The 23,701-nt window shown below is 73.5% G+C and carries 24 protein-coding genes; 11 read left to right on the top strand and 13 right to left on the bottom strand.

Translation table 11 applies throughout. The features are described from left to right. Positions 1-22 precede the first annotated feature (22 nt). Positions 23-1,888 (top strand): DUF429 domain-containing protein, encoded by a 1,866-nt coding sequence (locus tag ATJ97_RS09015; RefSeq protein ID WP_098483465.1) that lies wholly within the window; start codon positions 23-25, stop codon positions 1,886-1,888. 3 nt (positions 1,889-1,891) lie between these two features. Here the strand turns inward: ATJ97_RS09015 and ATJ97_RS19470 are convergent, their stop codons facing one another. The 3 genes from ATJ97_RS19470 to ATJ97_RS09005 all read right to left on the bottom strand — a co-directional run bounded on the left by ATJ97_RS19470 (position 1,892) and on the right by ATJ97_RS09005 (position 4,330). Continuing rightward, positions 1,892-2,122 (bottom strand): hypothetical protein, encoded by a 231-nt coding sequence (locus tag ATJ97_RS19470; protein ID WP_143426964.1) that lies wholly within the window; start codon positions 2,120-2,122, stop codon positions 1,892-1,894. 139 nt (positions 2,123-2,261) lie between these two features. Further along, positions 2,262-3,584 carry an FtsX-like permease family protein gene (locus tag ATJ97_RS09010; protein WP_098483464.1) on the bottom strand — a complete coding sequence of 441 codons (1,323 nt, stop codon included), beginning with the start codon at positions 3,582-3,584 and terminating at the stop codon, positions 2,262-2,264. Next, a complete protein-coding gene (locus ATJ97_RS09005; RefSeq protein WP_098483463.1) occupies positions 3,581-4,330 on the bottom strand; it encodes an ABC transporter ATP-binding protein in 750 nt (249 codons plus the stop codon). The genes ATJ97_RS09010 and ATJ97_RS09005 overlap by 4 nt, the downstream gene beginning before the upstream one ends. Before the next feature lie 171 nt (positions 4,331-4,501). Here ATJ97_RS09005 and ATJ97_RS09000 point away from each other — a divergent pair, with 171 nt between their 5' ends. After that, positions 4,502-5,632: an NYN domain-containing protein gene (locus ATJ97_RS09000; protein WP_098483462.1), complete on the top strand. Its 1,131-nt coding sequence runs from the start codon at positions 4,502-4,504 to the stop codon at positions 5,630-5,632. 40 nt (positions 5,633-5,672) lie between these two features. Here ATJ97_RS09000 and ATJ97_RS08995 read toward each other — a convergent pair whose 3' ends face one another. Continuing rightward, the gene (locus tag ATJ97_RS08995; protein WP_098483461.1) at positions 5,673-6,158 is read right to left on the bottom strand and encodes an OsmC family protein; all 486 of its coding nucleotides are present in this window, start codon (positions 6,156-6,158) and stop codon (positions 5,673-5,675) included. Between the two features lie 212 nt (positions 6,159-6,370). Between ATJ97_RS08995 and ATJ97_RS08990 the strand changes: the two genes are divergently transcribed. The 4 genes from ATJ97_RS08990 to ATJ97_RS08975 all read left to right on the top strand — a co-directional run bounded on the left by ATJ97_RS08990 (position 6,371) and on the right by ATJ97_RS08975 (position 8,558). After that, positions 6,371-6,715: a DUF488 domain-containing protein gene (locus ATJ97_RS08990; protein ID WP_098483460.1), complete on the top strand. Its 345-nt coding sequence runs from the start codon at positions 6,371-6,373 to the stop codon at positions 6,713-6,715. An 84-nt stretch (positions 6,716-6,799) separates the two neighbouring features. Then, complete coding sequence (locus ATJ97_RS08985) at positions 6,800-7,459, top strand: DUF4352 domain-containing protein (RefSeq protein ID WP_098483459.1); 660 nt, start codon at positions 6,800-6,802, stop codon at positions 7,457-7,459. Further along, positions 7,456-8,019: a DUF4352 domain-containing protein gene (locus ATJ97_RS08980; RefSeq protein WP_098483458.1), complete on the top strand. Its 564-nt coding sequence runs from the start codon at positions 7,456-7,458 to the stop codon at positions 8,017-8,019. The genes ATJ97_RS08985 and ATJ97_RS08980 overlap by 4 nt, the downstream gene beginning before the upstream one ends. Further along, the gene (locus ATJ97_RS08975) at positions 8,016-8,558 is read left to right on the top strand and encodes a hypothetical protein (RefSeq protein ID WP_098483457.1); all 543 of its coding nucleotides are present in this window, start codon (positions 8,016-8,018) and stop codon (positions 8,556-8,558) included. The genes ATJ97_RS08980 and ATJ97_RS08975 overlap by 4 nt, the downstream gene beginning before the upstream one ends. On the opposite strand, the gene ATJ97_RS08970 is transcribed toward ATJ97_RS08975, so the two are convergent. From ATJ97_RS08970 to ATJ97_RS08930, 9 genes are all read right to left on the bottom strand, one after another. After that, positions 8,469-9,899 (bottom strand): hypothetical protein, encoded by a 1,431-nt coding sequence (locus ATJ97_RS08970; protein ID WP_143426962.1) that lies wholly within the window; start codon positions 9,897-9,899, stop codon positions 8,469-8,471. The two genes, ATJ97_RS08975 and ATJ97_RS08970, sit on opposite strands and share 90 nt — an antisense overlap. A gap of 54 nt (positions 9,900-9,953) precedes the next feature. Then, positions 9,954-11,753 (bottom strand): aa3-type cytochrome oxidase subunit I, encoded by a 1,800-nt coding sequence (gene ctaD / locus ATJ97_RS08965; protein ID WP_098483455.1) that lies wholly within the window; start codon positions 11,751-11,753, stop codon positions 9,954-9,956. Positions 11,754-11,864: 111 nt separating this feature from the next. After that, positions 11,865-13,067 (bottom strand): sulfate/molybdate ABC transporter ATP-binding protein, encoded by a 1,203-nt coding sequence (locus ATJ97_RS08960; RefSeq protein WP_098483454.1) that lies wholly within the window; start codon positions 13,065-13,067, stop codon positions 11,865-11,867. Continuing rightward, positions 13,064-13,873 (bottom strand): ABC transporter permease, encoded by an 810-nt coding sequence (locus tag ATJ97_RS08955; protein ID WP_098483453.1) that lies wholly within the window; start codon positions 13,871-13,873, stop codon positions 13,064-13,066. Before ATJ97_RS08955 ends, ATJ97_RS08960 begins: the two co-directional genes overlap by 4 nt. Then, a complete protein-coding gene (modA, locus tag ATJ97_RS08950) occupies positions 13,870-14,739 on the bottom strand; it encodes a molybdate ABC transporter substrate-binding protein (RefSeq protein ID WP_245862309.1) in 870 nt (289 codons plus the stop codon). The genes ATJ97_RS08955 and modA overlap by 4 nt, the downstream gene beginning before the upstream one ends. Further along, positions 14,736-15,530 (bottom strand): LLM class flavin-dependent oxidoreductase, encoded by a 795-nt coding sequence (locus ATJ97_RS08945; protein WP_245862308.1) that lies wholly within the window; start codon positions 15,528-15,530, stop codon positions 14,736-14,738. Before ATJ97_RS08945 ends, modA begins: the two co-directional genes overlap by 4 nt. Then, entirely contained in the window at positions 15,527-15,949 is a 423-nt protein-coding gene (locus ATJ97_RS08940; RefSeq protein WP_098483452.1) for a TOBE domain-containing protein, read from the bottom strand. Before ATJ97_RS08940 ends, ATJ97_RS08945 begins: the two co-directional genes overlap by 4 nt. A 64-nt stretch (positions 15,950-16,013) precedes the next feature. Then, on the bottom strand, positions 16,014-17,129 hold the full coding sequence (locus ATJ97_RS08935; protein WP_098483451.1) for a maleylacetate reductase: 1,116 nt from the start codon (positions 17,127-17,129) through the stop codon (positions 16,014-16,016). Between the two features lie 252 nt (positions 17,130-17,381). After that, positions 17,382-18,164 (bottom strand): cupin domain-containing protein, encoded by a 783-nt coding sequence (locus ATJ97_RS08930; protein WP_098483450.1) that lies wholly within the window; start codon positions 18,162-18,164, stop codon positions 17,382-17,384. A 477-nt stretch (positions 18,165-18,641) separates the two neighbouring features. Here ATJ97_RS08930 and ATJ97_RS08925 point away from each other — a divergent pair, with 477 nt between their 5' ends. The 5 genes from ATJ97_RS08925 (at position 18,642) to ATJ97_RS08905 (ending at position 23,668) form a co-directional block, all read left to right on the top strand. Further along, entirely contained in the window at positions 18,642-19,805 is a 1,164-nt protein-coding gene (locus ATJ97_RS08925; protein WP_098483449.1) for a sugar phosphate isomerase/epimerase family protein, read from the top strand. 121 nt (positions 19,806-19,926) lie between these two features. After that, positions 19,927-20,754, top strand: a complete 828-nt coding sequence (locus tag ATJ97_RS08920; protein WP_098485337.1) for a sugar phosphate isomerase/epimerase family protein — start codon at positions 19,927-19,929, stop codon at positions 20,752-20,754. Between the two features lie 56 nt (positions 20,755-20,810). Then, a complete protein-coding gene (locus ATJ97_RS08915) occupies positions 20,811-21,704 on the top strand; it encodes an ABC transporter permease (RefSeq protein WP_098485336.1) in 894 nt (297 codons plus the stop codon). A 117-nt stretch (positions 21,705-21,821) separates the two neighbouring features. Then, the gene (locus ATJ97_RS08910) at positions 21,822-22,853 is read left to right on the top strand and encodes an ABC transporter substrate-binding protein (RefSeq protein WP_098483448.1); all 1,032 of its coding nucleotides are present in this window, start codon (positions 21,822-21,824) and stop codon (positions 22,851-22,853) included. Continuing rightward, a complete protein-coding gene (locus ATJ97_RS08905; RefSeq protein WP_098483447.1) occupies positions 22,853-23,668 on the top strand; it encodes an ABC transporter ATP-binding protein in 816 nt (271 codons plus the stop codon). The genes ATJ97_RS08910 and ATJ97_RS08905 overlap by 1 nt, the downstream gene beginning before the upstream one ends. The last annotated feature ends 33 nt before the right edge of the window (positions 23,669-23,701 follow it).

Here is a 23,701-nt window from a genome sequence, read left to right as displayed (position 1 = left end):
CGCGGCAGGGCAGAGTGTCCCCATGCACTACGTCGGCATCGACCTCGCCTGGGGCGAGGTCCGCCCCACCGGCCTCGCCGTCCTTGACGACGGCGGACGCCTGGTCCACCTCTCGGCGCAGGACACCGACGAGTCCATCCTCGCCGCGCTCTCGCCCTACCGGCAGGGGCCGGTCCTGGTGGCGATCGACGCCCCGCTCGTCGTCGTCAACGAGACGGGCAACCGGCCGTGCGAGGCGGCGCTCAACCGGGACTTCGCCCGCTTCGACGCCGGCGCTCACCCGGCCAACACGGGCAGGCCGGAGTTCGCGGGCACGCCGCGCGGCGCACGCCTGGCCAAGGCGCTTGGCCTGGACATCAACCCCGCCTCCCGCCGCCCCCGCAGGGCGATCGAGGTCTACCCCCACCCGGCGACGATCGCGCTGTTCCGTCTCGGCCGGACCCTGAAGTACAAGCAGAAGCCGGGGCGGACCCTGCCGGAGCTGCGCGAGGCGCTCCTGGAGCTCGTCGGACACCTCGAGGGCCTCGCCGAGGCGGAGACGCCCATGGTCGTCACCGGCCACGACGGCTGGCGCAGGCTCGTCGCCGACGTCCGGGAGGCGGGCCGCAAGAGCGACCTGCGCCGGGCCGAGGACCAGATCGACGCCGTGGTGTGCGCGTACGTCGCCCGGTTCGCCGAGGCCCACCCGGAGCGCACCACCACCTACGGCGACCTGGCCACCGGCTACATCGTCACGCCCACCCTGCCCGAGGGGCACGTGCCGGCCCCACGGGCGCAACGGCCGTCCGAGGCCGGCGCCGCACCGGACGCCGCTCCACCGCCGGCCGCGACGCCGGGGGCCGTGACGCCGGGGGCCGCGACGCCGGAGGCCGCCGCTCCGGAGGCGGCGCCGGTGCCAGCGGCCGACCCCGTCCGCGAGGCGGTGCAGACGTACGCGGCCCAGCGCCCGGCTCTCGAGCGGACCACCGAGCGGTACGTCGCCCTCGTCACGTCCCTGCTGGACGAGGCGGGCATCAACTACCTCACCGTCTCGGGGCGCGCCAAGTCCGTCGAGTCCTTCGCCGAGAAGGCCTCACGCACGGCCGGCGGACGGCCCGTCTACAGCGACCCGCTGCACCAGATCACGGACCAGGTGGGGGTGCGGGTGATCGCGTACCTGGTCAGCGACGTCCAGGCGGTCGTCGAGCTGCTCGCCGACCAGCTCACCGTGCTCGTGGACCGTGACATGGGACTGGAGACGGCGCAGGAGGGGCGGTTCGGCTACGCCAGCCGGCACGTGCTCGTCCAGCTCGACGACGCGCACGCGCGCGACACCGGGTACGGCGACCTCGCGGGGCGCATCGCGTCGGTGCAGGTGCGCACGGTGCTGCAGCACGCCTGGGCGGAGTTCGAGCACGACATCCGCTACAAAGGCACGGTGCCGGCGGAGTACGCCCCCGACCTCGACCGGCGGTTCACGCTCGCGGCCGGGCTGCTCGACCTCGCGGACCGGGAGTTCTCCGCGATCCGGGACCGCCTGCAGGAGAGCATGACGGGCCACGAGCCCGGGAGCGACGCGGCCGACCCGCGGATCAGCGCCCAGGACCTCGCGGCGTTCCTGGCCGGTCGCTTCCCGGGCGCCGGGTGGTCGCGCACCGACCACTACGCCTGGGTCTCCGGGCTCCTCCTCGAGCTGGGCGTGGCGTCGCTGCAGGAGCTGGGCGAGGTGCTCGGCGACGTCGACAGCGAGGACCTCAGCGAACGCATGGGCTACCGGTACCCGCCCGGTGCGGTCCGCCGGCTCGACGACGCGCTGCTCGAGGTGTTCGGCGACCGGTACGTCTCCTTGCACGGCAACGCCCGGCGCGCCGAGGCGCTCCGGGCGAGGCTCGAGAAGCTGCGGGGCTGAGCGTCAGAGGCGCTCGATGCGGGGGCTGTCGATGGAGACACGGCGGCGCTCGCCGTTGCCGAAGTCCACGATGACCGACGCGGCGCCGTCCAGCGCGATCACGCGGCCGAGGCCGTGCCGGTCGTGGCAGAGCTGGGCTCCCACGGGGATCGGTTCGGCGTCAGGGGTACGGCGGGATGCGTTGAACGGGCTGTTGGGAAGGTGCGGGCGGGATCCGGCGCGGGTAGAGGCCATACCCCCATCATGCGCCCCGGTGACGGATAAGTGAACAGCGGACCACGAGCCTCCGAACCTCGGCGGGTCGGTCCGGTGCCGTTTCTCCGCGCCAGCTGGCGCCGGTCCGGGGTCACGTGGCGCCCGTGGGTGCCCGCCGTCACGCGAGCACGGTGAGTGCGACCCGCCGGCTCGTCGACGTCCCCAGCACCACCAGCGCCGCCGCGCCGGCGACTCCGACGAGGAAGCGCACCACCAGCGGGACGGCGGTGAACAGGTACGTCCCGACGACCGGCAGCATGAAGACCCCGGCCGCCCCGGCGGCGAGGACGACGGCGGCCGTGAGCGGGATCGTCGTCTCGCGTCTCCTGGCCGCGTCCAGGACGCGCAGGTCCGTGCCGGCCAGGTGCAGGGCCCGGTACTGCCCGCGCTGGTCGATCACCCGCCCGGACTGCGTCACCGCCGCCGAGACGGCGGCGAGCAGCCCCGCGATCCCGAGGGTGAGGGAGCCACCCGTCGCCAGGTCCGCAAAGAGCATCGCGTCCTCGGCGGAGCTCGGGCCGGCGGCCTCGAACATCGCGACGGTCGAGGTGAGTCCCGCGACGAACACCGCGAGCGAGACGCCGCCGACGCTGCGCCAGGCGGTGCGGGGGGAGTCGAGCACCCGGCGGGCGGCGATGAGCGTGGCGGGACTCCGCGCCGCCCTGAGCGCCGCGCGGCCGACGACGGACATGACCCAGGGGCCCACGAGGTTGAGCGTCGCGAAGCCGAGCACGAGCACACCCGCCAGCACCGCGATCCCGGCGAGACCCAGCGTGAACATCGCCGCGAAGGCCGCCGCGACGACGACGAGCGGCACCACCCGCGCCCAGTGCAGACCCTTCGGGGTGACGCGGGCGGCCACCCCCAGCGGGCTGATCGCCACGCCGCGCAGGCTCGTCACCGCGGAGACCAGCGCGACAGCGACGATCACGAGCACCGCCGCGGGGAACGCCCACCACGGCAGAAGCAGCTCGCCCAGCTCGAACGTGCGCCCCTGGAACCGCAGCAGCCTGACCGCCGGGAGGAGCAGCAGGTGTCCCAGGACGCCGAGCACCGCACCGGCCACCGCCTGCGCCGCGGCGTCCAGGACCGTGAGCAGCCCGACCTGCGTGGTCGTCGCACCGGCCAGGCGCAGCGCGGCCAGCCGGGCGTCCCGCCGGGCGACCGCCAGCCGGGCCGCCGCACCGCCCAGCGTCACGAGCGGCACCGCGAGCAGCCCGGCGGCGATGCAGGCGAGCGTGGCGTACAGGCCCTCGACGTCACCCGCCGCAGCCTGCTCCGCCCGGGCGAGGAACGCGTCGACACCGCCGAGGACGACGAGCAGGACCGCCGTCGTCACGGCGAACGCGACGACCGCGAGCACGGTGGTGAGGCGCTGCGGGTCCGAGCGTCCGGCGTCTCGCCGCCGCAGGAGCCACCACAGGCGTGCGGCCGCGATCATCGGGCGGTCGCCGGGGGCGCGCCGGCGACCGAGGCCTGGCCGTGGCCGCGCTCGTCGGGGCGGTGCTCGCTGACGATCCGGCCGTCCCGCATCCCGATCACCCGGCCGCACCACGCGGCGACCTGCTCGTCGTGGGTGACGACGACGAGGCTCGCCCCGGTGGACCGGGCCGCGCCGGTGAGGACCTCGAGCACCTCCCGGCCGGAGGTCTGGTCCAGGGCGCCGGTCGGCTCGTCGGCGAAGATGACGCCGGGGGAGGCGACCATCGCCCGGGCGATCGCCACACGCTGCGCCTGACCGCCGGAGAGCTCGCCGGGCCGGCGCGACTCCATGCCCTGCAGGCCGAGCCGCCCGAGCCACCCGCGGGCGGCGGTGACCGCCTCGGCGCGGCCCACGCCACGCAGCATCAGGGGCAGGGCCGCGTTCTCCTCGGCGGGCAGCTCCGGCAGCAGCTGGCCCGACTGGAAGACGAAGCCGAAGTCCGTCCGGCGCAGTGCGGTGCGGGCGGCGTCCGGCAGGGAGCCGATCGGGCGTCCCCGCCAGACCACCTCGCCGGAGGTCGGCCGCACGACGCCGGCCAAGCAGTGCAGCAGCGTCGACTTCCCCGAACCCGAGGGGCCCATGACGGCGACCGACTCGCCGGCTCGGACGGTGAGGTCGACCCCGGCGAGCGCCGTCGTCGTGGAGGAGGCGGAGCCGTAGGTCTTCGTCACGGCGTGGGCGACGAGGTCGCGGGTGGGTGGCATGCGACCAGGCTCGCGCCGGAGGGCCCGCCCCGTCGTCGGACCGTGGGACCGAGCTGGTGGCCCGCGGTCCGACGACGGTCGTGGTCGCCCCTCCGCCGCCGGTCGCTGCCCCTGTCCACCCACGGGCTGACGTCGGCTGCCGTGCCGCTGGCCTGGCCATACGCTGGCCGGATGGAACCCGAAGAACGTCTGGCCGTCTTCCTCGACTACGAGAACCTCGCGCTCGGCGCACGCGACCACCTCGGCGGGATGGCTTTCGACTTCGGGCCCATCGCCGACGCTCTCGCGCTGCGGGGCCGGGTGGTCGTGCGACGGGCGTACGCGGACTGGTCGTACTTCGACGAGGACCGGCGCTCCCTGACGCGCCACCAGGTCGAGCTCATCGAGATGCCGCAGCGGATGGGGACCTCCAGGAAGAACGCGGCGGACATCAAGATGGTGGTCGACGCCATCGAGATGGCCTTCGAGCGCGACTACATCTCGACCTTCGTGATGTGCACCGGTGACAGCGACTTCTCCCCGCTCGTCCACAAGCTCAGGGAGCTGAACAAGCGGGTCATCGGCGTCGGTGTCGAGAACTCGACCTCCCGGCTGCTGCCGCCGGCCTGCGACGAGTTCCTCTTCTACGACGAGCTCGAGGGGGTCGAGGTGCCCGAGGAGCCCGCCCCGCGGGAGCGACAGCCGCGGGGGCGTCGGAGCGCCGCCACGAGCGGGCGTGACACCACCTCCACGGCAGCGCCGGCTGCCGCGCCCGCGCCGGAGGGAGAACCCGCGCCCGCCGGCGTGGCCGGCGGCGCCGCACCGGACGACGGCGGGACCGAGGCGCCCGAGACGGAGCAGCGGCCCCTCGAGGTGCTCGTCGCGCAGACGCTGGCCGGGCTCGCGTCGGCCTCCGGGGCGGTGACCGCCTCGGTGCTCAAGCGGACGCTGCTGCGCAAGGACCCGACGTTCAGCGAGGCGAACCACGGTTTCCGGTCGTTCGGCGAGGTGCTGAAGAACCTCGCCGAGCGCGGCATCGTCGAGCTGTCGCCCGGCCCCGCGGCGGGCGACCCGGAGGTGTCGCTGCCGGAGCGCGGCGAGCGCGACAGCGCCTTCGCGCTGCTCCGCGAGGTCGTCGCCGGCGCCGACCGGCCGGTGCTGCTCTCGAGCCTGAAGGACGGCCTGCGCAAGCACCGGCCGGACTTCAGCGAGAAGGCGCTCGGCTACCGCAACTTCCTGCAGTTCTGCCGGGCCGCGCAGGCCGACGGGATCGTCGACCTGCGGTGGGACGACGCCGCGGAGGGCTACGTCCTCACCGTGTGAGGCGCCGGCCAGGTGCCGTGACCGGCGCCGGCGGCTCACGTCACGAGGCCGGGATGGTCTCCCACACCTCGCGCACGTCCACGCCCGCGTCCTTGACGAGGTTGAGGACGGGGCAGCGGTTCAGCACCTGGGTCCGCAGCTCGGCCAGGTCGGTCTCGGTCGCGTCGGTGGTCAGGGTCAGCGTGAGCGTGAGCTGCTGGAAGTGCGGCGAGACGTCGGCGGTGCCCTGGAAGCCGCGCAGGTCGATCGAGCCGGTGGCGTGCGTGGAGAGCGCCTCGATCGTGATGCCCAGCTCCCTGGCGACCGTCTCGACGACCACGCTCACGCAGCCGTTCAGCGAGCCGAGGAGGTACTCGATCGGGTTGGGCGCCTCGTCCGTGCCGCCGATCGACTCCGGCTCGGCGACGGTGAAGCCGAAGCCGCGGGCGGCGACGTCGGTGGAGAAGCTGCCCCGCCACGCGCCGGTGGCGGTGAAGTCGGCTAGGCGCGGGGTCGGGTCCGTGGTGCGGGCGGTGGTGGAGGTCATGCGACGAGGCTAGGGAGCCGGACCGGCGTCGTCCGCGAGGGTGCGGCCGGCTGAGACGGTGCGGGGACGCCGTCTCGACGCGCGGGCCGGCCTGGCGAACCCCATGCAGCACGGGCAGCGAGACCGCTACGGGGTGTGCGGGCGCTCCCGGAGCCGCCTGATCGGGCTCCGCAAGCGTGCCGGACGGGGCGCCGTCGCCCACACTGGAGGCCATGGACCTGCGACTCGCCCGCGTCTACGACGCACCGGGAGACAGTGACGGCTACCGGGTCCTGGTGGACCGGGTGTGGCCGCGCGGCGTGAGCAAGGAGGACGCGGACGTCGACGTGTGGCTGAAGGAGGCGGGCCCGTCGACGGAGCTGCGGAAGTGGTTCGGGCACGACCCGGAGAGGTTCGAGGAGTTCGCCCGCCGCTACCGGGCCGAGCTGGAGGGCAACCCCGCGCTCGCCGAGCTCAGGGACATCGTGGCGCAGCACCCCGTGGTGACGCTGCTGTACGGCGCGAAGGACACCGAGCACAACCAGGCGGTGGTGCTCGCCGAGGTGCTGCGCGGCTGACCGCCCGCTCCTCGGGCGCCCGTTCCACCGGACGGCCGGCGACGCTAACGTGCTGCCCCGGGAGGGGATGTGCGAGCTGGAACCATGACGCTGCGGCGTGCGCTCGGCACCCCGTGGGGGCGGGCCGGCCTGGTGGCCGTCGTCGTCCTCCTCGTGGCGATCGCCGTCGTGGCTGCGGCAGGAGGCTTCCGCACCGTCGAGGCGAGCGAGCTGCCCGACCGCGCGGCCGGCGAGCCGGTCGACCTCGGGCCCGTCACGGTCACCGTCCTCGACGCCGTCGTCACCGACCAGGTCCGGACCAGCCGCCTGGAGAACATCGACGGCGCCACGGCCTGGCTCGTCGTGCGCGCGCGGGTGGAGGTCACCGGCGACGAGACGCGGGACTCGCTGCCCACGACCGTCGTCCTGCCGCCCGGCGTCGCCCTCTCGTCGGACCCGGCCGCGCCGGGCGCGCCGGCCGACCGGGGCGATCCGCCGGCCCAGCCCGACCAGCAGCTCCTGCTGCGCGACGGCACCAGCCTGCCGCAGGGCCATCCCGGCCTGCCGGAGGAGGTGGCCTACCTGTGGGCCGTCGCGGACCCGTCCGACGTCCCCGACCCGCTCGAGCTCACCCTGCTGGGCTCGACGCCCTACTACAGCCCCATCTACCGGCGCGACACCTGGACGAGCCCCGAGCCGGTCGGGCGGGTGGCCGTCCCGCGCACGGAGCGGGTCCCCGAGATCCTGGTGGAGGAGCAGTGGTGAGCAGCCGCCTCACGGTCGCCGCCCTCACCGCCGTCGTGGTCGCGGGCGGACTGCTCGCCAACCACGCCGAGCGGGCCTGGCCGGCGACGCGCCCGTTCGTCACCCAGGGGGCGCCGGGCGACACGGTGCCCCTCGAGCCGGGCACCGTCACCGTCCACGGCGCCCGCGCCGCCCGCACCCTCGACGACGGCTACGGCGGCGAGCTGACCACCGCCGGGGTGTGGGTCGCCGTCGACCTCTCCGTCAGCGGCACCGAGAAGCCGCTCCGGGTCGGCAGGTTCTCGCTCGTGGACGACGACGGACGGGCCTTCGACGCGACCCGTCGCCTCAGCCCCAACCACCCCGGTGCGGCGCAGCCGGGCTCCCCGATCCGGACCGAGATCGTCTTCGAGATCCCCGAGGACGCGCTGGGCGGCCTGGCGCTGCGCGCGTCGGAGCTGAGCGTCCCGCAGCTGTCCGCCGTCGCGGAGGTGCCCGTGCCCGTCGGCCCGGTCGACGACACACCGCTGGCGCCCCGCGCGGCGACGCTGGAGGAGCCGGCCGAGGGGGACTTGCGATGAGGGCGCGGCGGATCGCGCTCGCCGCCGCGGTGGTGCCCGCGCTCGCCGTCGCCGCCTGGACCGTCAGCGGCCCGGACCGGGCCCGCTGGTGGAGCGCCGAGCCGCACGTCGCCGTCGCGCCCGACGTCGAGGGCTGGGCCCGCATCGACGGCACGGCGGTGCGTGTGGCCGCCCTCGACCCGGTGGAGCAGCTGGTCGACGACTACTCGGGAGAGCCGTGGCGGCCCCCGGCCGGGTACGACCTGTGGCGCGTGGACCTGGACGTGCGCTCCGACCTCACCGAGGCGCGGTACTGCGAGGTCCGCCTGCTCGACGGCGAGGGCCGCGTCTTCACCGCCCCCGACCGCGTCCCGGACCTGCCCGGCGCCGCCCCCTCCTCCGTCCCGTGCGGCGCGGCCGAGGAGGGCGAGACCCCGCACTACGAGACCTGGTTCCTCCTGCCCGAGGGGTCAGCGCCTGCGCGCCTGGACGTCTGGACCACCCGCACCGACGAGCTCGGCCTCGGCCCGGACTTCTTCGCCCTGCCGCTGCACCCGTGAGCCGAGGCGCAGGCCGCCCGGCAGGCCGAGCCCGCGCAGCAGCGAGTCGACGGCGGAGGCCACGAGCGCGAGGGTGAGGACCCGCACGAGCACCACGCCGAGCAGCTCGACGACGGGCAGCAGCGCCGCCCAGGCCACCGGTGTCTGCGGGCCGACCACCCAGCGGGCCACCCCGGTGACGAGGACGTCGGCGTTGTCCGCCACCAGGAACGCCAGGCAGAAGACCAGCACCGGGCTCCAGCCGGCGCGCAGCACGAGGGCCGTGCCACCCACCACGGCGCCGTAGCGGCGGCCGGGGTCGGTCACCATCGCGAGCGCCCGGTCGGTGCGCTCGTCGCCGAGGCGGCCGACGACGTGCCCCGCGACCCGCGCCCGGTGCAGGTCCCGTGCGGACAGCATCCGGGCAGCCTGGACGCCGTAGATGATGCCGGCCAGCGCCAGCCAGGCCACGGGCACGAGGAACGCGGTGGCCGCGGCGGCGAGGAGCAGCTTGAGGCCGGCGAGCAGCGTCCCTGCGAGGGCGCCGACCGCGGGCCACCCGACGACCACGCCCTCCCGCCAGTCCGCCAGCGCGGCGCCGGCGGCGCGGCTGCTCCACCAGCCGCCGGCGCCGTCGACGAGCACGGTGACGACGTACGCGCCCAGCACCAGCCAGACCACCTCGCAGTAGCCGGCGAGCAGCCGCAGCACCGAGGCCCGCACCTCGCGGTCCTGCCGGGCGGCGAGGCGGTCGAGCAGGCGGCGCAGGACGAGGGCGACGGCGACCGCGCCCAGGACGGCGGCCGACGTGCCGGCAGGCAACCGGCTGGCGACGTCGCCCGCCTGGGCGCCGAGGTCCCGGTTGACGATGTCGTCCGCGGTGCCGGCGCCGAAGGTGATGACGTCCTCGGCCAGGTAGCCGTAGTGCTGGTAGATGATCAGGAACGGCAGCATGACGGCCGCCGTGCCCACCACGAGCGAGACGACCGGCCGCTCGGTGCCGCTGCGGCGCCGCATGACGAGCAGCATCCCGACGACGGTGAGCAGCTGGACGAACGGGGCGAGGGCGACGACGAGCTGGCTGAGCAACGACGAGGCGCGGGAGGTCCAGACCGCGGCGTCGAGGGTCAGCTCTCGGGCCAGGGCGCCGGCGACGGCGAGCAGCACGAGCGCCGGCCAGTGCGTGGCGAGCAGCCGTCCGGCGTCGGCGACCACGGCACCGCCCGCGCGCAGCACGTCCGCGGGGGCCGCCGTCCCGCCGGGCGGCGCCGTCCTGCCGGGCGGCGTCGTGCTGCCGGGCGGCGTCGTGCTGCCGGGCGGCGTCGTGCTGACCGGCTGACGGGAGAAGGACGGCTGGCGCACGCCAGCCAGGGTAACGACGCGGCCGCGCGGGCCACGCCGGCGTCCGTGGTGGGGTCAGGGGATGTCTGACCCGCGCTGGGGCGGGTTCGGGTTGTCGCCGCGGTCGAGACGGTCGAGGAGGTCCTCCCGGCCGCGCGTCTCGGGGCCGGCGTACAGCGAGTCGAAGACGTCTCGGTTCGGCTCCGGCATGTCCATGACGGCCACCTCGGGGTGGTGCAGGTCGAACGCGGGACGCTCGGACCGGATCCGCGGCAGGGACGTGAAGTTGTGGCGCGGCACCGGGCACGGGGTGGCCCACTCGAGGGAGTTGCCGAAGCCCCACGGGTCGTCCACGAACACGGTGCGGGGCCCGCGCTGGGTGATGTAGACGTTCCACAGGAACGGCACCGTCGACAGCGCGATGAGGAAGGCGCCGACCGTGGAGATCTCGTTGTAGAGGGTGAACTGGTCCTCCACGAGGTACTCCGCGTACCGGCGGGGCATGCCCTGCACGCCGAGCCAGTGCTGGACGAGGAACGTGGTGTGGAAGCCGATGAACAGCATCCAGAAGCTGATCTTGCCGAGCCGTTCGTCCAGCATCCGGCCGGTCCACTTCGGCCACCAGAAGTGGAAGCCGGAGTACATCGCGAACACGACGGTGCCGAAGACGACGTAGTGGAAGTGGGCCACCACGAAGTAGGTGTCGTGGACGTGGAAGTCCATCGCGGGGCTGGACAGGATGATGCCCGTCAGACCGCCGAAGAGGAACGTCACGAGGAAGCCGAGCGCGAAGAGCATGCCGGCGTCGAAGGTGATCTGCCCGCGCCACATGGTGCCGATCCAGTTGAAGAACTTCACCCCGGTCGGCACGGCGATGAGCATGGTCATGAGCGAGAAGAACGGCAGCATCACACCGCCGGTGGTGAACATGTGGTGCGCCCACACCGACATGGACAGCGCGGCGATCGTGATGGTGGCGAAGACCAGGCCCTTGTAGCCGAAGATCGGCTTGCGGGAGAAGACCGGGAGCACCTCGGTGATGATCCCGAAGAACGGCAGGGCGATGACGTAGACCTCGGGGTGGCCGAAGAACCAGAACAGGTGCTGCCACAGCAGCACGCCGCCGAAGTTCGGGTTGTAGATCTGGCCGCCGATCATCCGGTCGATGATCAGGCCGAACAGCGCCGAGGCGAGCACCGGGAACGCCATGAGCACCAGCAGCGAGGTGATGAGGCTGTTCCAGGTGAAGATCGGCATCCGGAACATCGTCATGCCGGGGGCGCGCATCGTGATGATCGTGGCGATGAAGTTGACCGCGCCGAAGATCGTCGCGAAACCGGTCATCGCGAGCCCGAGCGCCCACAGGTCCCCGCCGAGGCCCGGTGAGAACATCGGGTCCGACAGCGGCGCGTAGGCCGTCCAGCCGAAGCTCGCCGCCCCCTTGGGGGTGAGGAAGCCGCCCACCACCAGGCACCCGCCGAGGAAGTACATCCAGTACGAGAGCATGTTCAGCCGCGGGAACGCGACGTCCGGAGCGCCGATCTGGAGCGGGACCATGACGTTCGCGAACCCGGTGAACAAGGACGTCGCGAACAGGAACATCATGATCGTGCCGTGCATGGTGAACAGCTGGTTGTACTGCTCGTTCGACCGCACGAGGTCCAGGGCCGGGGTGAACAGCTCGGTGCGGATCAGCATCGCGAGGATGCCGCCGATGAGGAAGAAGATGAACGAGGTCGTCAGGTACATGTACCCGATGACCTTGTGGTCCGTGGAGGTCACCCACTTGACGATGGTCTTGCCCCAGCTCTGCCGGTCCGGACGCAGTCCGGGCAGGGGGGCGCTCGCGGCGCGGGACGGCGTCGTCAGGGCCATGGTGCTCTCCAGAGGAAGCTGGACCGGATTACCCACTTCCGTCCAATGTCCTCCCGTTGGGTGGACGGCGCAACGGTTCCGGGCACCCTGAGGCCGGGCGGGCCCGTGCGCTCAGGCCGGGTAGATGGCCACCTCGGCCGTCTTGACCGTGAACAGCACGGCTGCCCCGGGCGTCAGGTCCAGGCCGGCCACCGACGCGGGCGTGATGTCCGCGGCGAGCCGGTGGCCGCCGGGCCCGGCCCCACGCACGCGGACGAGCTCACCCTGGTGCTCGAGCGCCTCCACCGTCACCGGCACGGTGTTGCGCGGGCTGCCGCCGGGCGGGGCCCGGTGCACCGAGACGGCCCTGGGGGAGAAGGCCGCGGCGACGGCGGAGCCGGGCTCGCAGGCGGGGTCCGGCAGGCCGTGCAGCTCCAGGCCGCCGTCGGCCTCCACCACCGCCTCCCCGCCCGTCCCGGCGAGGGACCCGGCGACGAGGTTGACCCCGGCCAGGCGCGCCGCGAACGCCGAGCGCGGCCGGGTCAGCACCTGCAGCGCCGGGCCTCGCTCGACGACCCGCCCGGCCTCGAGGACGACGACGGAGTCGGCCACCGCGAGGACGTCGAGGAGGTCGTGGGTCACCAGCACCGCGGCGCGCCCGGCCTCGCGCAGCACTCGGCGCAGGACCTGCCGGACCTCGGCGGCGGACCCGACGTCCAGGGCGGAAAGCGGCTCGTCCAGCAGCACCACCTCGGGGTCCGGCGCCAGGGCGCGGGCCAGCGCCACCCGCTGCGCCTGCCCGCCGGAGAGCTCCGCGGGGCGCCGGTGCGCCAGGTCGCCCGCCCCCACCCGGTCGAGCAGGTCGTGCGCCACGCGCGCGGCCTCCCGACGCGGGGCGCCCGCCGCGCGCGGGCCGAACGCGACGTTCCCGAGCGCGTCGAGGTGGGGGAAGAGGAGAGGCTCCTGGGCCAGGAGCGCCACCCGGCGCGCGTGCGGCGGCACCCACGTCGCGCCGTCGGCCACCGTCCGGCCGCCGACCGAAACGGTGCCGGCGCCCGGCCGGAGGGTTCCGGCGGCGAGCGCCAGCAGCGTCGACTTCCCGGCCCCGTTCGGGCCGAGGACGGCGACCACCTCACCGGCCGGCACCTCGACGTCGAGCTCGACGTCCCGCTCCGGGACGCCGGCGCGAACGGCCAGCGCGGGCGGGTGGATCGTTGCCGGCGTGGCGGCCGCGTCCGCCCCTCCCGCCCCTCCCGCCGTCCCCGGGGCTCCGGCGGCCCCCGCGGCTCCCGCCGCCGCGGCCGGGCCCCGGCGGGCCGCTCGGTGACCGCTCATCTCCGCCCCTTGCTGCGCCGTCGGGAACCGCCCTGGGTGAGCAGCACCATCACGGCCGCGACCGCCAGGAGGACGACGGCGAGCGCGACCGTGGCGTCCGGGTCGACCTCGCGCTGGAGGTAGATCTCCAGCGGCAGGGTCCGCGTGACGCCCTGGAGCGAGCCGGCGAACGTGAGGGTGGCCCCGAACTCGCCCAGGGACCGGGCGAAGGCCAGCGCGGTGCCGGTGCCCAGGGCGGGCAGGAGCAGCGGAAGGGTCACCCGGCGCAGCACCGTGGCCGGGCGGGCGCCGAGCGTGGCCGCGACGGCCTCGTACCGGGTGCCCGCGGTGCGCACCGCCCCCTCGATCGAGAGCACGAGGAACGGCAGGGAGACGAAGGTCTGCGCGAGGACCACCGCGGCGGTGGTGAACGCGACGGAGATCCCCGCCGCCTCGAGCCGTGCACCGAGCACCCCGGTGCGGCCGAGCGTGGTGAGCAGGGCGATGCCCGAGACCACGGGCGGCAGCACCAGGGGGAGCAGGACCACGGTCCGCAGCGCGCGCAGCCCCGGCAGCCTCGACCTGGCCAGCACCAGCGCCAGCGGGACGCCGAGCAGCACGCACAGCAGCGTCGCCGCGGCGGAGGTGCGCAGGCTGAGCACGAGGGCGGCGAGCGAGGCCGGGGAGGTGACGAGCTCGGGGAAGCGCGACCACGGCACCCGCAGCAGCAGCCCGAGGACCGGGACCGCGACCACGAGGACGCCTGCCGCCGCGACGACGAGGACCGGGCGGGGCAGGTTCCCGGTGCGTGAGGTCGCCGACGTCACGGCAGCACGAACCCGGCGTCGGCGAGGATCCGGCGGCCCTCGGCGCCGGTGAAGGTCGAGATCCACGCCTGGGCCGCCGCCGGTGCGGCCGTGCCCGTCACGACCGCGGCCGGGTAGCGGTTGGTGACCTGGTCGGCCCCCGCCACCGGGACGGTCTCGACGGCGTCCCCGGCCCGGCGGGCGTCGGTGGCGTAGACGATCCCGGCATCGGCCTGCCCGGAGGTCACCTTGCCGAGGACGTCGGTGACGCTCAGCTCCTCGCTCGCGGGGCTCAGCGTGACGCCCGCGCGCCCGGCCAGGTCGGCGGCCGCGGCGCCGCAGGGGACCTGGGGCGCGCAGACGACGAGCACGGCATCCTGGAGGGAGTCGTCGAGCCCCGTGACCCCCGCCGGGTTGCCAGCCGGGACCACGAGGACGGGGTGGTTGAGCGCCACGACGGTGGGCTCCTCCACCGCGCCGGCCTCCACGGCCCGTCCCATCGTCGTCTCGTCGGCGGTCACGAGGACGTCGGCCGGGGCGCCGGCGAGGATCTGGGCCACGAGGTCGGAGGAGCCGGCCGGCGAGATGCTCACCGTCACGCCCGGGTCCTGCTCCTCCACGACGGCGGAGACCTGCTCGGCGACGTCGGCGAGCGAGGCCGCGGCGAAGACGGTCAGCTCCGTGGCCCTCCCGTCGCGCGCGCCGCCGCCTCCCGTGCTGCCCGCCGCCGGTCCCGGAGGGCCGGCAGCGGAGCCGCACGCCGCCAACGACGTCGCGAGGAGGAACGCCGTCGTCACGCGCAGCGCTGTTGTCACCCGCATCGCTGCCGCGACCCGCAGCGCCGACGTCGCCCGCACGGCTGCCGCACGGGAACGGGAGCCCGTCACTCCGCCCCCTCCAGCGCGGCCAGCAGCGCCACGTGCTCGCCCAGCCGGCCCGAGGCGGTGACCGCCCGAACCACGGTCTCGTCGACGACGCTCGTGTACGGCGCGAGTCCCGCGCGCAGCTCCCCGCCCGCGGCAGCGAGCACCGCGGCGTCCAGCGGGGCGAACCCGAACCGGGCGAAGTTCGCCGCGTAGGACGGGATCCCGGCGTAGCGCTCGGCCTCCCGGCGGACGACGGCATGCGCGACCCCGCCCAGCGCGCAACGGACGTAGAGGGCCACCTCGGGGTCCGCGCCGGTCCCGGCGACGTCCCGGTCCTTCTCGGTCGCCGCCCGGCCCGCCGCCGACGGCGTCAGCCAGTTCAGCAGCAGGCCCGCGCTCTCGCGGGCGGCGAGCCGCCGCATGCGGGGGCCCAGCGCCCCGACGACCACGGGCGCGCCGAGCCTGTCGGTCAGCGTGGCGACCGCCTCGCGCACCGTGGTGATCGGGCTCGGCGGAGCACTGGCCCCGACGCCGAGCACGAGCCGGTCGGCGGGCAGGTCGAGGTCACTGACGCGGCGGACGATCTCGTCGGCGGGCAGCCGGTCCACCGGGAGGACCCCCGAGGCGATGCGGAGCGTGCTGGTGACCTCGGCGGCCGCCGCCATGACGGCGAGGGCGTCACCGTGGGCGGGCTGGTTGACCCAGAGCGTGCGCAGCCCGGCGCGCTCGACCTCCGGTGCGAGGCGGCGCACGATGTCCAGGTCGAGGTCGCCCGTGATGCCGTACCCCAGGCGGCCCGGCTCGATCGTCACGACCGCGCCCCGCTCCTGGCCGGCGGCGTCTCGACGATGACGTTCGTGGCCTTGACGACAGCGGTGGCCAGCGAGCCGGGCTCGAGGGCGAGCTCCTCCGCCGCCTCGCTGCTCATCAGCGAGACCACGCGGAAGGGGCCGCACTGCAGCTCCACCTGCGCCATCACGCCGTCGGCCACGACCCTGGTCACCAGGCCGGTGAAGCGGTTCCGGGCGGAGCGTCCGACGCCGTCCCCGGCCGGACCGGGCGCCCGGCCGGCGAGGTCCTGGGCGTGGCGGGCGAGGGACGCGCCGTCGACGACCTTGCGACCGGCGGCGTCCACGGAGGACGCCAGCTGCCCGTCGTCGACCCAGCGGCGCACCGTGTCGTCGCTGACGCCGAGCAGGCCGGCGGCCTCGCTGATCCGATAATGCGGCACAAGTCGCACGGTAACTGCGCAGGTGCGGCGTGACAAGGGGATTCGAAGCGTTTGTGCGACTGGCTCAGGCTGCCTCGCCGTACGCGGCGGTCAGGATCGCGCGCACCTCGTTCTTGCCGACGTGCCGGGGGTTCTCGACGGGCAGCGTCGCGCTCACCCGGTCGACCGCCTCGTCGAGCTGCCGGAGGAGCAGGCCCACCTGGGCGAGCGTCCGCGGTGCCCCGACGGAGGCGACCAGGGCGCGCAGCCCGCTCACCGCCTCCTCCACCTCCAGCGCCCGGGCGACCCGTGCGGCGGTCCGGGGCACCGCGGGAGCGTTGAACGCGAGCACGTGCGGCAGGACCACCGCGTGCAGCGCGGTCTGCGGGAGGTTGAACGAGCCTGTGAGCACGTGGCAGATGCGGTGGTGCAGGCCCGGTCCCGTTGACGCGAAGGTGGCGCCCGCCAGGTAGACGCCGTAGAGCAGCTGCTCGCCCGCGGTCGTGGGGGTGCCGGCCCAGACGGAGACGGGGTCGCTGAGCGCCTTCTCCGGCGCCTGCGCCTGGGCGAGGCTGTCTCGACCGATGCCGCGCAGCCCGGTGGCGAGCGCGTGCATGGCCTCGTCCGCCATCGCGGAGCCGATGGGGCTGGCGCCGGGCGCCCAGTGGGCCTCCACCGCACGGGCGAGGGCGACCAGGCCGGAGGCCACCGCGAGGTCGCGCGGCAGGCGGTCCGTCAGGTCGGGGTCGAGGACGACGGTGCGCGGACGCACCGCCGGGTCGGTGCCCGTCTCCGTACGGCCGTCCCGCGTGGTTCCCCAGACGGGCGTCGCCTCGGAGCCCGAGTACGTCGTCGGCACCGCGAGGATCGGCAGGTGCAGGTCGCGGGCGACGATCTTGGCGGTGCCGGTGGTGGAACCGCCGCCGATGCTCAGGAGCAGGTCGGCACGAGCGTCGCGGGCGCGGGCGACGGCCCGCCGCGCCACCGCTGCGGGCACGTGCTCCTCGACGTCGGTGAAGAACGAGACCACCGCGTCGGCGAAGGGAGCCACGGAGGTGTGCGCGAGCGCCTGGGTGGAGGGGCCGGTGATCACCATGACCCGGTCCGCGCCGAGTCGGGCAACCTCCTCCGGCAGCGCCCTCCGCACGGTCCCGCGGCCGAAGATGACGCGCCCGGGTGCAGTCTCGTACGTGAAATCCACGGTGCCTCCTCGTCCGTCGTGGCGTCGTCGGGGATTCGCGGCAGCGCGCCCCGTGCCCTCCATGATGACCGGTACCCCATGATGGCCGGTCCGGCCGTGAGGTGTGCGCGCCGCGGTGCGCCTGCACCGCAGAAGTGTGCCTCCGCGCCCGCCGACAGGTCCCGGGTCGGGTTCAGCCGCGCGGAGTCCGGTGCCGGGTTCGGCCGCGCGGAGTCCGGTGCCGGGTTGGGCCGCGCGAATTCCGGTGCCGGTTCAGCCGCGCGGAGCTGAGGGGTAGACGTCCAGGGCGCCGCACATGCCCAGACGCCCGCTCTCGACGGGGCCGGGCTGGGCCCGGACATCGGCCGCGAACAGGTGCGAGTGATCCCCCCGCGCGAGGGCGCCGAGCTGTTCGCCGGTGGCCTGGGCGGCGCGGTGCGCTCCCTCGAGCCACCTCCGTCTCCAGCTGTCGAGCAGCGGGGCCGTGAGCGCGGCTGCCGCGGCGTAGAACGGCTCCAGCGCCTCCGGTCCTCGCTCCCGCTGCGCGTCCACCAGGTCGAGGAAGCCCCTCACGGCCAGGTCCCGTCGGTGCCGCGCGGCCGTCTCGGCCTGGGCTCCTGGGGGGAGCGTCGCGGCCCTGCGGTACACCTCAGCGTCGTGCAGCAGCTCGGGCGGAAGCGTGAGCACCGCGTCGCCCGACTCGGGCAGCCCGCTGTTCTGCATGATGACGAGGATCTGGAGATCACCCTGGTTGATCAGTCGATGGATCGTGCCAGGTCCGAACTGCACCACGGCACCCGCCCGCAGCGGGGTCTCCCGGAAGCCGGAGGCCGTCAGGGTCTGCACCAGACCCTGCCCTCCGACGACGTAGTACGCCTCGCTGCAGACGAGGTGCACGTGCGGGCTGCCGCCGGCATGCCCGTCGGCGGCCTCCGTCCGGTACACGGACAGTGCGGAGATCCCCACCGCTCCCGGGAAGCCGGCCAGGGCTTCGCCGGTCGTCGCCGGCAGAGGGGCCGGTCCGCGCGCGGGGGAGTCCTCGGCAACGTCGGTCATCGTGGGCCCTTCCCCGGATCCGCTGACGGAGTTGCGGGAACCGTAGGGTTCTCGACCGGTCGAGTCAACCCTGGATAGCGATTTCCCGTCGACCGTGTCGGTGTGCCCGGGCAGTGCCGCCCGGCTGACGGGCCACCCCCGTCGCACCGTTCTCCGGTGCGCCGGCGCAAGGGGCGCCTCGGCGGACGTGGCGGTCGAGAGATCGGCGGCCCGCAGCACGGCACCGACCCGATCGCGGGGTCCGGAGGGCCGCTCCCAGGGCGCGGGCCCCTTCCTCGACGGTCCGTACCGCCCTGACAGGCCCCGCCGTCCGCGGAGAACCGCGAAATCTCGCGCCTCGGGACGATCGTCCGGAAATGGATGCAACAAATGGCAACTCATTGTCCGGGGGTGCGACGCTCCCTAACGTCGGCCGCAGCGCACTTGGTAAAGCGCTTTCCGCACGTCCCACCACATCCTCGACGGAGAGGCAGCCTGATGGTACGCAGCTCGATTCCCGCATCCACCACGAAGCGTCGGAGCAGGTGGCTCGCCGCCGCCGCGGCCGGCGCCCTGACCCTCCCGCTCATCCCGACCTCGGCGTCCGCAGCGGAGGCCGACGAGTGCACGTACGGCTACTCGGCCGACTCCTCGGTCTTCTTCGGGACCGGCAGCGGCGCTTCCGGCGTGCCCAACTACGACACGGGCAACGGGTGCACCGTGATGGACGAGATCATGGGCGACGCGCCGTTCGCGAGCCATGGACAGTTCGTCAGCAAGGTCGCCGTGACGGCCAGCAGCCTCGCCCGTGCCGGGGTCCTGACCGAGGCCGAGCGCTCGGCGGTCGTGAGCGCCGCCGCCGGTTCGGAGCTGGGCAGGCCGCACCCGGTCACCGGCACCCGCTCGGTCGACCTGAGCAGGATCGGCCTGGTGGCCTTCACAACCCGCACCCAGATGACGGCGGACGCAGAGGGGACTCTCGCCGCCCTCGCGAAGTGCGGCTTCCAGAACGCCGAGTTCTCCGGCAGTGCCGGAAACTTCTACGGCCGGACCGCCGCGGAACTGCAGCCGCTGAGCGACGCGGTGGGTATCGACGTTCCCTCCCTCGGCGTCAGCGTGAGCAACCTCCAGAACGACCTCGACCTCGTCATCGCCGAGGCGAAGGCGATCGGCGCCGAGTACGTGCGCATCTCGGGCAGCAGCCGCTGGACCATGGCGGACTACTCGGCGACGGCGGCCTTCCTCAACGAGGTGGGAGCGAAGCTCAAGGCCGAGGGGATCACGGTCGCGTACCACAACCACGGGTACGAGTTCGAGACCCAGGAGGACGGCGTCACGGGTTATGACGTGCTCGTCCGCGAGACGGACCCCGAGCTCGTCACGATGGAGCTCGACGTCTACTGGGCGGCCAGCGTCGGTCACGACGCCGTGCAGCTGTTCAACACCTACCCCGGTCGGTTCGAGCTGCTGCACCTGAAGGACCTCGCGGAGGACGGCTCCTTCGCCGACGTGGGCGAGGGCACCATCGACTTCGCGGAGATCTTCGCGAACGCGTCGCTCGCCGGGGTCGAGTACGGCTTCACCGAGCACGACCGGCCGACGCCGGACGGCATCACCTCCGCCTGCAACAGCCTCGGCAACCTCTCCGAGCTGCGGTACTGAGAGACGGCTGCCGGTCCGCCTCGGCGAGCGTGGACCGGCAGCCTCCCTCCTCCTCGCGCGACGCCCGTCACCGGTCGCGCGCACCGTCAATGTCGACACGCCAGGACAAGGGGGCATGAAGGTGTGGACGCTCTCGGGTTTCTCTGACGAGATCTCGCCCGACTTCGAGACGCAGTGCAGGGTCGCCGCCGAGCTCGGGCTGAAGTACATCGAGTTCCGCAGCGCCTGGGACACCAACGTCCTCGACCTCGACACGTCGCAGCTGGAGAAGGTGCTCCTGCTCCTGCGCCGGCACGGCCTCGAGGTCTCGAGCATCGGGTCGCCGATCGGGAAGATCCATCTCGACGACGACTTCGAGGCTCATGCCGACCGGATGCGCCACGCGGCGCGGGTGGCGACGTTCTTCCAGGCGCCCTACATCAGGATCTTCTCCTTCTTCATGCGGCCGGGCACCGACCCCGACGCCTGCCGGGACCAGGTCATGAGCCGCATGCTGGCCCTGACCGACGTGGCGGTCGACGCCGGCGTCGTGCTGCTGCACGAGAACGAGAAGGGCATCTACGGCGACATCCCCCGGCGCTGCCTCGACATCGTGGAGTCGGTGGGCTCGGACCATCTGCAGCTCGCGTGGGACGCCGCGAACTTCGTCCAGGTCGGCGTGCGGCCGTACACCGACGGGTACGAGCTGCTGCGCCCGTACCTGGAGTACGTGCAGATCAAGGACGCCCGCAGTGACACGGGCGCCGTCGTCCCCGCCGGTCACGGTGACGGTCAGGTCGTCGAGACCGTCCGTGCGCTCTGGGCGGACGGCTTCAACGGCTTCTTCTCGCTCGAGCCGCACCTCAGCGAGGCGCACAGTCTCGGAGGCTTCTCCGGGCCGGAGCTCTTCACCGAGGCCTGGGAAGCCTTCACCGGCATCCTCAGGGCCGAGGCGGTGCCGTTCCGATGACCGACGAGAACACCTCACCACCGGCCACCCGCCCCACCATCACCGAGGAACTCTCCATGACCACCACACAGGAAGTGCACCCCCAGACCCGGGTCGCCCCACCTACGACGAGGAGCGTTGGGCCACCGGCACGGCGCCCGGCCACGAGGAGGTCGCCCTGGGGTCATGCGGCCAACCTGGCCTCCGCCTCCTGGCGGCCCCTGGCGGTGCTCGCGGTGCTGTTCGCGGGATGGTGGTTCGTCACCTGGCGCGAGCTGGTCCCCGCGTACCTCGTCCCCGGCCCCGGGGCGGTGTGGGAGACCATGGTCGCCGACTGGGCGATGCTGCTCGAGCACACCTGGGTCACCACCATGGAGACCATCGTCGGCTTCCTGCTGGCGACGGTGATCGGCGTCGCGACGGCGGTCCTCCTCGTCTACTCCCGGACCGCCGAGAAGTCGCTGTACCCCCTGATCCTGTTCGCCCAGGTCATCCCGAAGATCGCCATCGCACCGATCCTCGTGGTGTGGTTCGGGTTCGGCCTGACGCCCAAGATCGTCCTTGCGGTGCTGATCGCGTTCTTCCCTGTCGTCGTCTCCGCCGTCGCCGGCCTGCGGTCGGTCGACCCCGAGCTGCTGGAGCTCTCGGCCACGATGGGTGCCTCGCGCTGGAAGACCTTCCGGAAGATCCGATTCCCCGGGGCGCTCCCGCACCTGATGTCGGGACTGAAGGTGGCCGTCACGCTCGCCGTGGTGGGCGCGGTCGTCGGGGAGTTCGTCGGCGCCGACCGTGGGCTGGGGTACGTCCTCCTGCTCGCCAGCGGGAACCTGAACTCTCCGCTGCTCTTCGCCGACCTTATTCTCATGTCTCTCATCGGAGTCATTCTTTTCGTCGCGGTCGAGCTTTCCGAGCGCCTTCTCATCCCGTGGCACGCCTCGCGGCGCGGGAATCTTGTCCTCGCCTCCTCCTGACCGATTGTCTGCTTTCTGCAGGGCCCTGCCGGCCCGGCCATCGCTCCTCATTCTGACCCACCCCTACGTAATGACGTTGCCGCCCCCGGGGCGGCGCCAGAAGAAAGGCTTCTCACGATGCGCGGAATCAAGTACGGAATCTCGTTCGCTGTCGCCGGTCTCGTTCTCGCCGGCTGCTCGGCCGGCAACCAGGCTGGGGCTGACCCGGCGGCGTCCGCCGGCGGCGGCGACGGCGGCGAGCTCACCGAGGTGACGATCACCCTCAACTGGGTGCCTTACGGCGAGCACGCCCCCTTCTACTACGGGGTCGAGCAGGGCATCTTCGAGGAGGAGGGCATCGACCTGACGATCCAGCCGGGCAACGGCTCGGGGAACACCATCCAGCAGGTCGCCCAGAACAACACCGACTTCGGCTGGGCCGACACGCCTCCGTTGGCCAACGCCATCAACTCGGGGATGCCGGTGAAGAGCGCGGGCGTGTTCCTGCAGACCGGCCCCAGCTCTGTCGAGTTCTTCGCCGACCAGGGCATCTCCGAGCCGGCCGACCTGGTGGGCAAGACGGTCGGCGGGACACCCGGTGACGCGATGTACGGCACGTTCCCGGCGTGGTTGGAGCTCAACGGCGTCGACCCGGCGGAGGTGACGGTCGTCAACGTCGATGCGGCCGGCAAGATCGCTGCCCTCATCGAGGGGCAGGTCGACGCGATCCAGGGCTTCCACCACGACCAGGCGCCCACGATCGCGAACCAGACCGGCAAGGAGGTCGAGGCGCTGCCCTTCGCGGACTTCGGCATGAACCTGCTGGGCACCGGCCTCGTCGTCAACGACAGGACGATCGCCGACGACCCTGAGCTCGTCGAGGCCATGGTGCGCGCCACGTCGCGCTCGTTCCTCGAGGCCGGGGAGAACCAGGAGGAGGCCGTCGCCGCGATGGCTGCCGGTGCCGAGCAGGCCCCGGAGGAGAGCGTTCTCGCTGCCCAGCTGGAGAAGACCATCGGGCTGCTCAACCTGGAGGAGGCGCCTGCCCCGGGCGTCAACACCGAGGACCAGTGGACGAAGACGCTCACCTTCCTCGTGGAGAACACCGACTTCGACGGCGACACCACGCCGGCGAAGTACTGGGACGGCAGCTTCGGCGAGGGTCTGTGATGGCATCGACGCAGCTGGCCGACGCGGGCGCGACCGTCGGCACCGACCCCATCATCGAGGTCAAGAACCTCACGATGCGGTTCAGCTCGAAGCGGTCCGAGACCGTGGCTCTGGACGACGTCTCGCTCAGCGTCGCAGCGGGGGAGTTCGTCACCATCGCCGGCCCGTCGGGCTGTGGCAAGTCGACCCTGCTGAAGATCATCGCCGGTCTCACTCTTGCCACCGACGGGGACGTACGCCTCTACGGCCAGCAGGTGACAAGCCCTCAGCGCCAGATCGGCTTCGCGTTCCAGCGCTCGGCGCTGCTCGAGTGGCGCGGGGTGCGCAAGAACATCCTGCTCCAGGCCGAGATGCGCGGGATGGACCGGCGTCGCGCCGAGCAGCGGGCGGACGAGCTCATCGAGCTGACCGGTCTGACCGGCTTCGAGAAGGCTCTCCCGCACGAGCTCTCCGGGGGGATGCAGCAACGCGTGGCCCTGTGCCGGGCGCTGCTGCACGAGCCCCGGGTGCTCCTCATGGACGAGCCGTTCGGTGCGCTGGACGCACTGACCCGCGAGCACATGAACATCGAGATGAACCGGATCTGGCGGGAGACCGGCACGACCATCGTCCTCGTCACGCACTCCGTGCCCGAGGCCGTCTACCTCGGCAGCCGGATCGTGGTGATGAGCCCGCGCCCGGGCCGCATCGTCGAGACGCTCACTCCTGGCCTCCCGGAAGAGCGGGACTACGGCGCCACGCTCACCGATCCGCGCTTCACGCGGGCCGCCGAGCGTATCCGCGACCTGCTCGGCGCCACCCACACACCCGACTGACCCCGACGCGCGCCGCCGGTCCGGATCTTGCCA

The sequence above is a fragment of the Georgenia soli genome (genome assembly GCF_002563695.1).
Lineage (GTDB): Bacteria > Actinomycetota > Actinomycetes > Actinomycetales > Actinomycetaceae > Georgenia > Georgenia soli.
Note: the sequence above shows the minus strand (reverse complement) of the source record. Positions and strands in the feature narration are given on the sequence as shown.